At 29.5% G+C, this 15,641-nt stretch carries 13 protein-coding genes; 5 read left to right on the top strand and 8 right to left on the bottom strand.

The window, feature by feature from the left end; genetic code table 11:
- The first annotated feature begins 109 nt into the window (after nt 1–109).
- The 3 genes from Q6H37_RS13900 to Q6H37_RS13890 are packed head-to-tail and all read left to right on the top strand — an operon-like array spanning nt 110 to nt 4,432.
- On the top strand, nt 110–2,224 hold the full coding sequence (locus tag Q6H37_RS13900) for an FAD-dependent oxidoreductase (RefSeq protein ID WP_318742564.1): 2,115 nt from the start codon (nt 110–112) through the stop codon (nt 2,222–2,224).
- A gap of 16 nt (nt 2,225–2,240) precedes the next feature.
- Complete coding sequence (locus tag Q6H37_RS13895) at nt 2,241–2,927, top strand: NADH-ubiquinone oxidoreductase-F iron-sulfur binding region domain-containing protein (protein WP_318742562.1); 687 nt, start codon at nt 2,241–2,243, stop codon at nt 2,925–2,927.
- Nucleotides 2,928–2,974: 47 nt separating this feature from the next.
- Entirely contained in the window at nt 2,975–4,432 is a 1,458-nt protein-coding gene (locus Q6H37_RS13890) for an FAD-dependent oxidoreductase (RefSeq protein ID WP_318742560.1), read from the top strand.
- 89 nt (nt 4,433–4,521) lie between these two features.
- On the opposite strand, the gene Q6H37_RS13885 is transcribed toward Q6H37_RS13890, so the two are convergent.
- Together Q6H37_RS13885 and Q6H37_RS13880 are read right to left on the bottom strand one after the other, a co-directional pair.
- Nucleotides 4,522–5,316, bottom strand: a complete 795-nt coding sequence (locus Q6H37_RS13885) for a carboxymuconolactone decarboxylase family protein (RefSeq protein ID WP_318742558.1) — start codon at nt 5,314–5,316, stop codon at nt 4,522–4,524.
- The gene (locus Q6H37_RS13880) at nt 5,300–5,680 is read right to left on the bottom strand and encodes a MerR family transcriptional regulator (protein ID WP_318742556.1); all 381 of its coding nucleotides are present in this window, start codon (nt 5,678–5,680) and stop codon (nt 5,300–5,302) included. Before Q6H37_RS13880 ends, Q6H37_RS13885 begins: the two co-directional genes overlap by 17 nt.
- 360 nt (nt 5,681–6,040) lie before the next feature.
- On the opposite strand from Q6H37_RS13880, the gene Q6H37_RS13875 reads away from it, so the two are divergent.
- Complete coding sequence (locus Q6H37_RS13875; RefSeq protein WP_318742554.1) at nt 6,041–6,952, top strand: helix-turn-helix domain-containing GNAT family N-acetyltransferase; 912 nt, start codon at nt 6,041–6,043, stop codon at nt 6,950–6,952.
- Between the two features lie 113 nt (nt 6,953–7,065).
- Here the strand turns inward: Q6H37_RS13875 and nuoB are convergent, their stop codons facing one another.
- From nuoB to Q6H37_RS13845, 6 genes are read right to left on the bottom strand one after another with little or no spacing between them, the layout of a single operon-like run.
- Nucleotides 7,066–7,809: an NADH-quinone oxidoreductase subunit NuoB gene (gene nuoB, locus Q6H37_RS13870; RefSeq protein WP_318742552.1), complete on the bottom strand. Its 744-nt coding sequence runs from the start codon at nt 7,807–7,809 to the stop codon at nt 7,066–7,068.
- 8 nt (nt 7,810–7,817) lie between these two features.
- Complete coding sequence (locus Q6H37_RS13865) at nt 7,818–9,398, bottom strand: NADH-quinone oxidoreductase subunit C (protein WP_318742550.1); 1,581 nt, start codon at nt 9,396–9,398, stop codon at nt 7,818–7,820.
- A gap of 30 nt (nt 9,399–9,428) precedes the next feature.
- Nucleotides 9,429–10,889 carry a proton-conducting transporter membrane subunit gene (locus Q6H37_RS13860; RefSeq protein ID WP_318742548.1) on the bottom strand — a complete coding sequence of 487 codons (1,461 nt, stop codon included), beginning with the start codon at nt 10,887–10,889 and terminating at the stop codon, nt 9,429–9,431.
- A gap of 10 nt (nt 10,890–10,899) precedes the next feature.
- Complete coding sequence (locus Q6H37_RS13855) at nt 10,900–11,511, bottom strand: hydrogenase (protein WP_318742546.1); 612 nt, start codon at nt 11,509–11,511, stop codon at nt 10,900–10,902.
- Nucleotides 11,512–11,569: 58 nt separating this feature from the next.
- Nucleotides 11,570–12,499 (bottom strand): respiratory chain complex I subunit 1 family protein, encoded by a 930-nt coding sequence (locus tag Q6H37_RS13850; RefSeq protein ID WP_318742544.1) that lies wholly within the window; start codon nt 12,497–12,499, stop codon nt 11,570–11,572.
- A gap of 34 nt (nt 12,500–12,533) precedes the next feature.
- On the bottom strand, nt 12,534–14,318 hold the full coding sequence (locus Q6H37_RS13845) for a proton-conducting transporter membrane subunit (protein WP_318742542.1): 1,785 nt from the start codon (nt 14,316–14,318) through the stop codon (nt 12,534–12,536).
- 254 nt (nt 14,319–14,572) lie between these two features.
- Between Q6H37_RS13845 and Q6H37_RS13840 the strand changes: the two genes are divergently transcribed.
- A complete protein-coding gene (locus tag Q6H37_RS13840) occupies nt 14,573–15,589 on the top strand; it encodes a MarR family transcriptional regulator (protein ID WP_318742540.1) in 1,017 nt (338 codons plus the stop codon).
- Nucleotides 15,590–15,641: the final 52 nt, after the last annotated feature.

Below are 15,641 nucleotides of genomic sequence, written 5' to 3'. Positions count from 1 at the left end.
AAGTTATAAAAAATATGTTGACTCTTCCCCAGGGGAAGACTATATATTTGAATTGTTAAAACAATAACTTAACAAGTTCATAAAATACTATGAAAATGGAGTGAAAATAATGAATACGGTATTAATTACAATTGATGGCCATACGTTAAACGTAGAACCAGAAAAAAGCATTTTAAATGCAGCATTAGAAGCAGATATATATATACCTCATTTATGTCATCATCCAGATTTACCTGATATTGGAGCATGTAGATTATGTGTTGTTGAAATAGACGGATGTGACGAAATAAAAACAGCATGTACTACCAAGGTAGAAGATGGAATGATAATACATACAAAAACAGAAAAGTTAAATGCAATGCGCAGATTGTCAATGGAATTAATGTTGGCTAATCATGTTGATGATTGTACTACATGCCCTAAGTATTTAAAATGCGAATTACAGTCACTAATTCAATATTTAGGAGTAAGTACTTCTCGTTTAAGAAGAACATTAAACAGTGTACCTGTAAATACATCTAATCCACTTATTGTAAGAGATTTAAATAGATGTGTATCTTGTGGAAGATGCGTAAGGGTATGCAAAGAAGTTAGAGGCGTAAATGTTCTTGAATATGGAATAACAGAAGATGATAGAATTATGGTTGATATTCGTAATCACAATTCTTTGGAGAATGAAAATTGCCGTTTTTGTGGAGCTTGCGTAGAAGTATGTCCTACAGGAGCGTTACAGGATAAAGAAGGAGTATTCAAGAAAAATTTAAATCGTGAACTAGGTCTTATTCCATGCAAAGCAGAATGTCCAGCAAATATCGATGTTCCAAAATACGTAAGATATATTAAAGAAGGCAAATATCAAGATGCTATTGCAGTTATTCGTGAAAAAGCCCCTTTTCCACATTCACTAGGATATGTATGTATGGCATTTTGCGAAAGTGCATGTAGAAGAAAAGAAATTAATAAAGCCCTATCAATAAGAGAATTAAAGAGATTTGCAGCAGAGCATGATAAAGGCTTATGGCGTGATAAAGTTACCTTTAAACCTAAAACCAATAAAAAAGTTGCAGTTGTAGGTGGAGGACCTTCGGGTTTAACAGCAGCATATTATCTATCAAAATGTGGACATGAAGTTACAGTATTTGAAAAGTTACCAGTGGCTGGAGGAATGATGACAACTGGCATTCCAGAATATCGTCTTCCAAGGGAAGCTGTTCAAGCTGAAATTGCAGAAATAGAACGTGCAGGAGTTACTATATTGACTAATGCTAAAGTAACTTCACTTGAGGATTTAAAAGGTAAAGGTTTTAATAAAATTTTATTAGCAATAGGAACAGGAAAAGGTGTACGATTACCAATTCCAGGTGCTGACTTAGAAAATGTATATGAAAATATAGAATTTTTACAGATGGTTTCTCTTAAAAAGCCAGTTACTGTAGGAGAAAAGGTAGTAGTTTTAGGCGGTGGAAATGTAGCATTTGATTGTGCAAGAGTAGCCAAAAGACTTGGTGCAAAAGATATTACAATAGCTTGCTTAGAAAGTAGAGAAGCTATGACTGCAAGCGATGATGAAATAGAAGAAGGAATAGAGGAAGGAATCAAAATTCTCAATTCAAGAACTTTTGTTTCTATAGAAAGTAATGAAAACACTGCTGCAGGAGTAAAATGTCAAGAAGTAGCATCATTTAGGTTTGATGAAAATAAAAGACTACAACTTCAAATAGCACCTGATTCAGAACATATAATACCAGCAGATACAGTTATTTTTGCTACTGGTCAAAGAGCAGAAGTACCAAAAGAATGGAATTTAACTACTGGTCGTGGAAATTCAATTGTCACCGAAGATGGAATGAAAATTAGTGACAGTGATATCTATGCAGTTGGTGATGCAGTATATGGAACAAACTCTGTAATCAGAGCCATTGCAGCTGGACGTAAAGTTGCATCTGCCATAGATATTGCACTAGGTGGAGATGGCATAATTGAAGATAAACTAACAGAAGATGTTATTCCAAATCCCTACATAGGTAAAGATGAAAGCTTTTTATCTATTGAAAGAGCTAAAAATGAATGTGAAGGTGCCCTGAGTCGTATTGTGAATTTCAAAGAAGTAAATCATTGCTTAAGTGAAACTTCTGCTTGCAAGGAATCAAATAGATGTTTGCAATGTGATTTACGTACACAAATTACAAAGCCAAAATTATGGGCTGAGTACAAAATTAAATAGAAAGGAGTGGGAAAGTATGGCATTAATTCAAAGAAAGTTATGGAAACAGATATCTTCAGAAGAAATAAAGGATTTTGTAATTGAAGAATATAAAAAACAGTCAGAAAATCCATGTCCTGTTGATAAAATGAAAAAATTTACTGATAGTACAAGGCGTACAAGTTGTGGAGAATGTGTAATTTGCAGAGAAGGAATACTTCAGCTCAATGTAATAGCAGAAGCAATTTCTGAGGGCAAAGGACGTGATGGCGATATTGAGATTTTAACTGAAATATCAGATGATCTAACCATAGGATCATGTTGTGATTATGGTAAAGAAGTTGGAAAAATTACTAAAAAAATAATTGAAGAAGGAATCGAAGAGTTTGAAAAACATATAAAAAGAAAAAGATGTGATGCTTTAATATGTAAGAAATTTTTCAGTTACTATATTGCACCAGAAAAGTGTAATGGCTGTAATAAGTGTAAAGAAGAGTGTCCTCAAAAGGCAATTGCTGGAGATAAAGATTTGATCCATGTAATAAATTCAGATATTTGCGATAGATGTGGAAAATGTACAATAATATGTGAAAAAGCAGCAATTCAAAAGGCAGGCGCAGTGGTACCTAAACTTCCACAAGAGCCAGTGCCAGTTGGAACTTTTAAGGCTGAACCACAAAATGGTGGTGGATTAATGGCTGCTAGAAGACGTAGAAGAAGTTAATAATATAAATTAATATATAAATGACAATATTAAAGGAGGAGTAAAAAATGAGAGAATTTGAAACAGACGTAGTTGTAGTTGGTGGAGGAGCTTCAGGACTTGCAGCAGCAATTACTGCTGCTGAAAAAGGTGCAAAAGTAATGATACTTGAAAAAGCTAATACTACAGGTGGTTGTGCTAACATGGCAATGGGACCTCTTGGTGTTGAAACAAGAATGCAAAGAGAAAGACTTATAGATATCTCTGTTGATAGAGCATTTAATAAGTTCATGGAATATACTCACTGGAGATCAGATGCAAGATTGATAAGAAGATATTTAGAGCAATCAGCAGGAACTATTGAATGGCTAGAAAACATGGGAGTAGAATTCGCATTACCTTCAAAATACTTTCCAGGTTCAGAAGCAACTTGGCATATTGTTAAACCTAAGACTGGAAAACCAGGACTTCGTGCAGCTGCTACTATGATTAAAATTATGACTGAAAGAGCAGAAGAATTAGGCGTTAAAATACTATTAGAAACACCTGTAAAGAGTATTATTAAAGATCAAGATGAAGTAATTGGCGTAACAGCTAACGATAAAGATGGTGAATTAGAAGTATATGCTGGTGCAGTTATCATTGGTACAGGTGGATTTGGTGATAACCCAGATTTCATTAAAGAGCATGTTGGACTTGAATGGGGAAAAGACTTGTTCTCATATAGAATTCCTGGATTAACTGGAGATGGAATTCAGATGGCATGGGATGCTGGTGCTTCAAAGGATTTTATGACTATGGAAATGGTCTTCTTTGCTCCTAACACTGGTGGATATGCTCCTATAGAGTTACCTTTCCGCCAACCTAATCTTTTAGTTAACTTAGATGGTGAAAGATTTATAAATGAAGAAGTTATAGAAAATCCTGTATTTACTGCAAATGCTATTGAAAAACAAAAAAAGAAAATTGCATATTCTATATTAGATGAAGAAATAATCAAGCACTATGAAGGAAAAGGCTTGGATCTTATAAATGTTGTTACTTCGGGCATGGATATGAGTTATTTTAGACAAGAAGAAGAAGAAGCAAAGAAAAATGGTAGTGATGTATTATTTATTGCTGATTCTATAGAAGAATTAGCTGAAAAAACTGGCATTGATGCAGAAAACTTAAAAAATACCATTGAAACTTATAATTCTTATTGTAATTCAAAAGATGAGTTATTCCATAAAAATCCTAAATACTTATTACCAATTAACGGTTCCAAATATTATGCATTAAAACTTGGTTTAAGTGCATATGGAAGTGCTGGCGGTATAAAAATAAACTATAATACTGAAGTTCTTAATGATGATTTAAATGTTATAAAGGGACTTTATGCTGCTGGAACTGATGCTAATTCACTATATAATCCTGATTATGCTTTTGTACTACCTGGAAATTCTCTAGGTTTTGCTTTAAACAGTGGAAGAATATCAGGTAATAGTGCTGTGGACTACATTAAAACATATCTTGTTGAAGAATAATAACTGTTTATTAGTAAAAGAATAAAAGTTTACTTAAAAAGCCCCAGTCTTTAATTTTCATAAGACTGAGGCTCTTTAATCCTTTTAAATTATTTTCTTTCATCTAACACTTCTTTTAAAATATTTGTTCCATTTATGGCAGATGGAAAACCAGCATAAATTGTCATTAAGAGCATTATTTCTTTTACATCATCAGCTGTTAATCCTATATTAAGACCTGCATTAATATGAAATTTCAATTGAGGCTTAGCATTGCCTAAAGCAGTTAATGCAGCAATAGTAGCAATTTGCCTATATCTCTTATTTAAATTATTTCTTGAAATAGTATCTGCATAACTTTGTACTACTAATTTCACAAGATCTGGTGAAAAATTGTTATATGCATTTTCAAGAATTTCTACTTGATTACTGTCTAATTCTGAAAGTTCAGCTGCACCAACCTCATATCTATCCTCAGAAGAAATTTTATTTGTTGCCTTCTCCCCTATAGAATCTTTTATTCCTTGCTTTTCACGTTCACTTAAAACATCCTTTAATGCATTCATAGCATTTATGCATGTTGGAAAACCAGAATATGCTGACATTTGAAGTATTATTTCTTTTATATCATTGATAGTACATCCAACATTTAGTGCTCCATTTATATGAACCTTTAATTGAGGCTCAGCATTTCCAAGTGCTGTTAGTGATGCAACAACAGCAATTTCCTTTGATTTTAAATCCAATCCATCCCTTGAATATATGTCTCCAAAGGAATATTCAATCATATATTTTACCAAATCAGGCGATATATCATTTAAACTATTTTTTACCTCTTCACCTGCTTTCCCATCAATTTCTTGTAATTTTCTATATCCTCTTTCTAATCTACTTTCTTCTCTCATTAATTTTTTCCTCCATCTCACTATAAATTTTAACTTTTCTTTCAACATAATCCTTTGCTTCTAGCAATTTTTCAATTTGCTGTTCTATAAATTTTAAATGTTCTTCCATAATATTCTTTCTTTCTGTAATAGTTTCATCTCCTATATGCCTTAAGTTTGCATATTCTTTCATCTTAGCTATATTCATTCCTGTTGCCCTAAGCCTGTTTATTACCTCAAGCCATTTTAAATCCTGTTCACTATAAACTCTTTTTCCTGCAGAATTTCTCTTTATATCTCTAATTAATCCAATATCCTCATAATACCTAAGAGTATGTGCTTTTAATTTAGTTATCTTTGATACTTCACTTATTTCCAATTCCAAGCTAAAATCCCTCCCGCTTTCCTTATGTTGCCTTAAATGATCATTTATACTATCTTGTCTCCCAATAACAAAATAATAGCACTTAAAGTGCACTTTAAGTCAATAGCAAATTATAATTTTTACCCTAAAATGAAAAAGTAAATTCTTGTTTGAAATGGTAAATTCATGTCTGATGATTTTAGTCCTACAAAATCATACTTTCTCTAAAATCAAGAATTTAACTTTTCATTTAATGAATTATACCTTTATATATATCAATGATAGTCCAATGACAAAAATAATTGACTCAGTCCATTAATTGTTTTACAATATATTCATGGACTATGTCCACCATCATTAGATATAAGGAGTATAAAAATTATGGATAATAAAAATGCTGTTAGCGAAATTAGAAGTTTTAACCGCTTTTATACAAATGTGCTTGGATTACTTGATCAACACATTTTAGATAGTGGCTATTCTTTGACAGAAGTTAGAGTTTTGCTTGAAATTAGCAAGTTGAATCAATGCACTGCAAACATTTTAGTAAACAAGCTCAAAATTGACCGCAGTTATATGAGCAGAATAATAAAACACTTGGAAAAGAATGAACTTATAACTAAAATTCAATCTAAAGAAGACAATCGTATAAATTTCGTTTTAATAACAGAAAAAGGTACTAACACTATAAATATTCTTAGCAAAAAATCAGATGAACAAATTGAAAATTTGATTGAACATTTAACTGAAGATGAGCTTACAAAAGTTTTAGATGCAATGAAGATTATAAAAAACAAATTTTCAGAAACAGTTAATCCAATTAGTATAAGAAACTTTATTAAAAATGACATAATTAATATCATCTTACAACATAAAATTTTATATGCAAAAGAATACAACTTATCACCTATTTTTGGTGATTATGTAGAAAAAGGCGTTCATGAATTTGTACAGAATTATGATAGTGAAAAAGAATGTATGCTTATACCTGAGATGAATGGTAAAGCTGTTGGAAGTATCGCCATTTCTAAATTTGATAACCAAACAGCACACTTGAGATATTTCCTGCTTGAACCTGAAACCCGATGCAGAGGCTTAGGTCATAAACTTGTTGATATGGCACTTAATTTTTGCCGTAAAAAAGGTTATAAACATGTCTTTCTTGAAACAATTTCCTGTCTTAAAACGGCTAGACATATTTATGCCAGCAAAGGATTTAAAATAACACAAACTCATGAAAATACAACTTGGGGAAAAGATATTTTAGAAGAGCGCTGGGATTTAGATTTATAAGTGACTTACTTTCTAATAAAAAATTTATATCAACCTGATCTTCAATTTTCATTGTTAAAAATAAAAGCTGGTATAAACCATTAGTTTTAGGTTATTCCAGCTTTAACTTTGTATTATTTATTGTTCATAATTTTAAGCATTCCATAAAGTATTGCCTGTGGAGATGGTGGACAGCCTGGTATAACCAGGTTAACTTTCAATATTTCATTTAGATCTTCACAAACGCTGTATCCATCCTTAAATATGCCTCCACTGTAAGCACAGCTGCCTACTGCTATAACAATCTTAGGATCTGAAATAGCATCATAAGTTTTTATTAATGCTTCCTTCATATTTAAGGTAACAGGCCCTGTAACCACTATTCCATCAGCATGTCTTGGAGATGCTGCAAACTTAATACCATATCTTGATAAATCATAGTACGTATTTTGTGTATTAGATGCTTCCATCATACATCCATTACAAGACCCTGTATCAACAGATCTTAAAACCAAGGATCTTTTAAATTTGCTGTATATTTTTTCTTTAACTTCCTGTCCTAATATCTCAATGCTTGCCATTTTATAATCATTACTGCTCTTTAATGCTTTAGATGGACATGCATCAACACAATTATTACAATAAATGCATTTTTTTAAATCTAATTCTATATCAAATGCTTTATCTATATTAACTTTGTTATGTTCAGTATTTTTTTTAATGGAAATAGCATCAACCAGACACTCCTGTACACATTTGCTACAGCCTGTACAATTATCATTACAAACTTCTATCCTTCCATAACTATATGGATTGTCCGTAAGAGGATTTTTAACGGTATCTTTTCCATTTTTTATTCTATCTAATAAAAACTTCATTTCATCACCTACTTATCATTTTCAGAATAAGACATATTAAAACTCTTATTACACAAAGGAAAATCTGGTACTATTTCTCCAAGCACTGCATAAGTTAAACCATTCCAGTTAGTAAGGGATGGTGTTTTAAAATATATTCTATTGAATTTATTATTTTTACCAACTTGTCCATACACAATAAGTTCACCCTTTACTGTTTCCACAGCAGTAAGTGCTTCAGTTCCCTCTATCAACTCAAATTCGGTTTTAGTTTTTAAAATGTCTTTATTTATGAGATCTAATGAAGCAAAAATAAAATTATAAGCATCATAAATTTCTCTAATTTTTAATTTGTACCTTTCAAAAACTCCACCAATTTCCTCTATATTATTACTCTTTTTTAAAGTACCATATATTTCATAAGGAAAACTTTTCCTAACATCATAATTAATTCCGGAAGCTCTTCCTGCGATACCAGTCATATAAAGCTTTTTAGCCGTTTTATTACGTACTATTCCAGTATTTTCAACTCTATCTAAAAAAGAAACAGAATCTAATGTAATTTCTATAATCTCATTCATTCTTTTTTTCATACCATTTAAAGTTTTTTTAATATCTTTAATATGTTCATTTGTAAAATCTACATTTATACCGCAGGGAATAACAACATTTCTCATAAACCTGCTTCCAGTTATTCTTTCGCAAAGCTTGTGGATTTGCTCTCCAAAAGCTCCAAATCTTTTAGCAGGATAACTAAATCCAATATCCACACATATACCAGATATATCACCTAAAAAATTATATATTCTTTCTAATTCCAAAAGTACTACTCTTAATGCTTTTATTTCTTGAGGCGTATCATAAGATAATAATTTTTCAACTAAAAGAGCATAACTTTCAGCATAAGCTACAGAAGATTCACATGCCATTCTTTCAAATACAAGATTAAGCTTATTTGCATCTACATTTTCACAAATTTTTTCTATTCCCCTATGCTTATAATTAAGCCTAAGTTCTAGATTCTCAATAGCTTCACCTATAACACTAAATCTAAAATGTCCTGGTTCAATTATACCTGCATGAACAGGTCCTACAGATATTTGATAAGCTCCATCTCCAAAAGCTTCCTTGCATTTATAAGGTGAGATTTCATTTTTTTCTTCTAATTTAGCGCCATAAGGGAAGCTTTTTCTTAAAGGATATACATCCTCAGGCCATTTTTCATGTTTAACAATTTTCCTAGTATCTATACCATCTTTTATTTTCAAACCAAATAAGTCGCACATTTCTCTTTCAAATAAATGACTTTGAAACAAAATATCCTGGAAAGTTTTAATTTCTTCTTGGGTCTTGTATCGTACTATTACAAAATACCTTTTCTTACTATTAGAAAGTATAATGTTAATCATAAAATCATTTTGGGAATTTTCTTCATTACTATTATCAACGCAAAATTGTGCAATAAATTTCAATTTATATTTTACTAAAAATAAGCTAATTAACGATTTAACATGGGAAATTCCAACGTCTACATAAATCTCATTTTTATTTTTAATCTCACTATTATATTTAAGATTGCTTAATTCTTCTTTAAATAAATCAATGTTCACTATTTTCACATCCTTCTATTAATAAACTTGTTACTGCATAGGATTAATAATTAAAACAGCTTTATTAATTAATGAAGCTATTTCGTATCTAGAGAAAAAACTTAGAATAATTATTATGAAAAATATAATAATTAATGGAATTATATTTTCCTTATCCTTTTCACTTCTTGTATTAAAGTCCTTATCATCGCTAAATATCATATTAATAAAAACTTTTAAAAAACCTGCAAAAACTATAAGAAGGCATAAAGCGTAAATACCACATACAAGATAATGACCATTTTTTATTGATGCAGCAAGTATATTATATTCACTAAAAAATGATGGAAATGGTGGTATACCTGTTATAACAAGAACCCCGCAAATCAAAAGCACTGAATTTATAGGCATTGTTTTTATTAAATTATTTACCCTATCTATACGTTTTGTTTTATAAACACTTAGTATATTGCCTGATATCAAAAATAACAGTGACTTTCCATACGCATGTATAATAGAATGAAGCATTGAACCGTACAAAGCAATCGGTCCGCCTATACCAAAACCTAATGTAATAATTCCCATATTTTCTACAGAAGAAAAAGCCAACAATCTTTTATAGTTTTTTTGATTCAATATACTGAAGGCTGATATAATCAAAGATATCAATCCAAATACTATAAATAAGTATTTCATTTTTTCTAGTCCACTTATGAGTTTAACTATTATATAAAATCTTAAAACTACATAAAGTGCAAGATTTAAAAGCACTCCAGACATCATAGCACTAATTGGAGATGGCGCTTCACTGTGAGCATCTGGAAGCCAGGTATGCATTGGAGCAAGTCCAGCTTTTGTGGCTATACCTATAAAAATGAAACAAAAACCAAATTTAACTATACTCTTATTTAGTAGAGAATAATTTTTAACAAGGTATGTCCAATTTAAAACCTTATTAGAAGGATCTCCAGATGAATAAATAAATAAAATTATTCCTATCAAACCTAGTACTATACCAATAGAACAAATAATAATATATTTCCATGCAGCTTCTAATGAAAGCTTATGCCTATTAAAACCAATTAAAAATGCTGTGGAAAGAGTGGTTGCTTCAAGGCTTATCCACATTAATATTATGTTGTTGCTTATTGCAACTGCAATCATTGATAATACAAATAAATTAAATAAGAAATAATAAATTTTAGCAAAATTAATACTTATTGAACCATTCTGTATTTCTTCTCCTATGTATTTATGAGAATACAACGCTGCAACTAATGATATAGTGCTTATTAAAATTAGCTGAATTATATTTAAACTATCTATGTATATTAAATTATTACAAAAATTAAGTGAATCTTGTAATTTAAGATTTTTATAAAATACTAGCGAAACTGCTGCAAGCATAACCATATTTAAAATTGTTAAAATAGATATTGCTTTAGTACTTTTAAGAAGTATGTTTAATAAAATAACTACTGCAAATACAATTGGACATATAGATAATACCATTTTCTCACCTCTATTCTTTTAAATTTGAAAGGTAGTCTGTATTTATAGTGTCAAAGGTTTTATTAATATTAAATATCATTATCCCCATAAGAAGAGCAAGAACTAAAACTTCTAGGGCCATCCAAGCTTCTAAAATAAGTGAAAGCTTTACTACTGACATTTCAAATAAAATAATCCCATTCTCTATAGTTAAAAAACCTATCATTTGAGTAATTGCTTTTTTTCTACCTATCATAAGGGTTCCACCAACAAGTGCCAGAAACACTGCTGTTTTTAAATAAGTATTATCATAACTTCTAAAGAAAGCAAAAACAATTATTATAAAGAAACCCGAAAGCACAAAGGAATTAACTGCATTTATAATCAAATCTAATTCTCTTTTCACTTTTAAATATCTAGTAGATTTATTTATTATATAAGGTATTATAATCACCTTTATTATTAATGTTAAAAGTCCCATTATGTAGTAATGAATTTCTTTTGTATTGTATCCTAAAATAATACATATAAAAGTTATGGCAAGGGATTGGAATGCAAAGCTTAATACTAAAAGCTTAACTCTTCTAAGTCCACATATTAAAATCCCAGATAATATCACAATAGCAAGTAAAAGCTGTACCATTTTTTATTCTCCTCTCTATACCTTGTTCAAAGCTTATGCTAAATCACTTAATAATTAATTATAAAAAATAGTTTAAAGATATAGCTGCAATAGCAATAGCTAATGCTGCTGATAAAAGTTCTGGCACTCTAAACAATCTTGATTTTGTCATTGAAATTTCAATAATAGAGATACCAAATAAAATAACTAGAATCTTTATAAAGAAAACTGCAGCAGCTTTCAATATAGTAACCGCACCTAGCATTGTTGCTGCTCCAAAAGGCATAAAAAGATTTATAAAAATGGTTAAAAATATCATGAGTTTAATTTGTGAAGCCATTTCTACAAAAGCTAAATCCGTTCCTGATAAATCTAATATCATTGCTTCATGTATCATAGTAAGCTCTAGATGAGTTTCTGGGTTATCTATAGGAAGTCTTGCATTTTCCGTAAGTAACAATATAAAAAATGAAATTGCAGCTAAAATATGTCCTATACCATAAAAAGCTCCTGCACTATTATTGAAGGATATAGTGAAAATATTAAAGGATTTATTTTCAAAATATAAAAACATAATAGTAAGAAACATTACTGGCTCTGCAAGCATCGACAGGAAAAGCTCTCTGCTTGTCCCCATTCCTCCAAAGGTACTGGCACAATCTAATCCTATTAATGTATTTAAAAATTTTACAATGGACATCATAAAAATAATAAGAAATAAACTTCCTAAGTATGTTTCTCCACTGCTGAAAAAAATAGGAATCATAAAAACAACAGTTATGCTAGCCCCTAAACTTAATATAGGTCCTATTTGTGTTATAAAACTACTGTGACTGCTCCTTATCCTTCCTTTGCTAAACAACTTTTGGTAATCATAATATACTTGAAAAATACTACTTCCCTTATATCCTCTTAAAATAGCCTTGAATTTTTTAAGAATACCCATAAAAAGAGGAGTTACTATAATAAGAAGCATACTTTGTAAAAAATTAATTGCTATGTACTTCAAGATTTTTACCTCCTTAAATCAATGAATCCTGCCATCATATAAACATGTTAACAATTAAAACTGTAACTAAAAGTGAAACAAAAATATATGATACATATACCTGTATCTTACCAAAATGAATTTTGGTAACACGTAATGATATATAATAAACGACCTTAACTACTGATCCATAAATGTATTTTTCTATGTTATCAAATACCTTATCCTTTAATAATATTGAGTAACCATTTTTCACTTCTTTTTCATATCCAACTATTTTTCCAAAGATTCTTGTTGAAGGCTGGCTTAGTCCATTTGCACTATACTGCATATTAGACTTTACATTATTAAAACCACATCCCCAAGTTTCTTTTATTTCTACAGTTTTTTTACTATTTAATACTTTTGATATTAAAGCTAAAATAGCTGTTATAATTACAAAAATACTGGATACGATTATTATTTCATTATTTATTTCACTATTCACCAAAGGTAAGTTTGTATTTAAAATTGAATTTGAAACCTTTGATATTAAATTAATTATAAAAGGTGAAAATACTCCTAAAATTATACATAGTAAAGCTAAAATTCCAAGCCCAATATTCATTGATAGTGGAATTTTATGTGCATTTATTGCTTTTTCACTTCTTGGTGCTCCAAGATAAGTTATTCCAAAACTCTTAACAGATGCATATAATGTAACTCCACTAGTTAGTGCTATAATAAGTCCGCTAGCTATAATGATTAATGCAGTCCATGTACCTTTAATTGAAGCAGTTCCAATTATAAAGCACTTAAATATTAAAATTTCACTGGCAAAACCATTTAAAGGAGGAATTGCTGAAATAGCTGCAGTACCAATAAAGGCACATATAGCTGCAAATTTCATTTTCTTATAAAGTCCCCCTAGCTCGTTCATATTCTTTGTTCCTGTAGAATATAAAACACTACCTGCACTAGCAAAAAGCAGACTTTTAAAAATAGCATGATTGAATATATGAAATAAAGCTGCAATTAAAGTTAGATTAGCAAAGGAATTTAAATTCAAATTGTAAAATACTAAAGAAAGTCCTAAAGTTGAAATTATTATTCCTATATTTTCAGCACTGGAATAAGCCAGTAGTTTTTTAATATCTTTTTGAACTAATGCATTCAATACTGAAAAAATTGCGGTTACTGCTCCTAAAAGTACTAATAAAAGAGCTGCTTTTAAAGGAAGTAGTTTAATAAATGTAAAAGTTACTCTTATTAATCCATAAATAGCAACTTTAAGCATAACCCCAGACATAAGAGCTGAAGCATTGGATGGTGCACTAGGATGAGCTTTGGGCAGCCAGCCGTGAAGTGGTATAAGTCCTGCTTTTGCACCAAATCCTAAAATAGCAAAAGTGAAAATTATATATTTTTGACTTATTGTAAAATCATTTGATAACTGATAAAATTTATCAAAGCTTATGCTGCCTGTGTATTTATATAAAAATGCAAACATAATCATTAGGAATAACCCGCTAATATGTGTCATTATAAAATACATTATTCCTGACCTTATATTTTCCTTATTTTTATACTCATAAACAACAAGAAAAAATGACACAGCACTCATAACTTCCCAAAATACAATAAAAGTAATGCTATCTCGTGCTAGTACTACACATAACATTGATGCTGCAAATAAGAGCATTAACATAAAATTATATTTAACTGAATACTTACCCTTATATTCTGCAGTATAACCTATTGAATATATAAAAATAGGTGCAAAAACTACAAAAATTATAATTGCAAAAAATATAGAAATTGGATCGTTCATAACACCATTACAAAAAAATGTTGGTAACAAAATACTTTTCACTCCTTTTTAAATTATAATTAGCACTCGAATATTAAAATAACTATGTACTTTTTTATTTTTTGTATTAGAATTTAATTATGTCAAATTTTTAATATAGTTAGTATTCGAATATTAGAATGCGACACGAAATCTATCATATCACTTTATTGTCGAAAATACAATATATTTGACTTTTACTTAATACTACATCTTGTAAAAGTAAAAACTCAAAATGTTTAACTTGTACTATGGAGGGCTTCACATTGAAAAATAAAAAATCACTTGATATACATACATTCTATAATTTATCTAGATATTGCTTTTTAAATATAGAATATAATTATAGTTCTGTTGTAGAACAAACTGGAATAACACTACCTCAACTAAGAATTTTATGGATATTAAAAGCCTTTCCTGGAATATCCCTAGGAAAGATTGCAACTATAGGATATTGGACATGTCCTACAGTAACTAATATTTTAAAAATTCTAGTTGACAAAAAATTAGTTATAAAAGAAGATTCAGTAAATAAAAAAGTTTATAAGCTAAATGTTACTGAAGAAGGAGAAAAATACATTAATATAAATAAACAAAATAAATCTAAGAATTTTCATCTCTTTGATTTAATGAATTTATTCTCTGAAGAAGAGCTTGATCTTATTGTAGATTTTTATAAAGATATTGTTATTAAATGTGGTAAGGATTATATTTTCCAATATGTAGACAAAATTAATTCATTAAGTTTAAAAGTAGATTATACTGATTTTTCTGAAGATGAGACTAAAAAATTAAAAAAGCTTGTATTTTTTTATAACACTTTAAGAATATTTATTTTACATGTAGAACATGATCATAGGCTCTTATTAAAAAATTTAAATTTGACTTACCCTCAATTAAGAGCCTTATGGATAATTGAAGCTTTTCCTGGAGTTACGTCTAGAGCGTTAAGTTCTCTAGCCTTCTGGTCTCCTTCAACAGCAAGTTTAATTGTAAAAAATTTATACACTAAAGACCTTATTTATAAAGAAAAAGCAGCAGTAAAAAACTCTCTTTATCTTTTTATAAATTCTAAGGGAGAACAAACCTTAATAGAAGATTTTAAACTAAATAATCATAGACTAATTATTAATGATTATTTGAAAGATACAGAAGAAAAAACTTTAAACGCAATAAATAATTGCTTATATTTGATTAATAAAAAACTTAAAAATGACATGGTAGAAACCTACATTGAAAAGATTCACGAAATATTAGAAAGCTACCATGATAAATTTAGATAATTTAGAAGAAAAACTGCTGGCAAAACATTTTTGTCAGCAGTTTGTAAAAATA

This window comes from Clostridium sp. JS66 (genome assembly GCF_033561535.1).
GTDB classification, from domain to species: domain Bacteria; phylum Bacillota; class Clostridia; order Clostridiales; family Clostridiaceae; genus Clostridium_AM; species Clostridium_AM carboxidivorans.
This window is presented reverse-complemented; position numbering and strand designations above follow the sequence as displayed.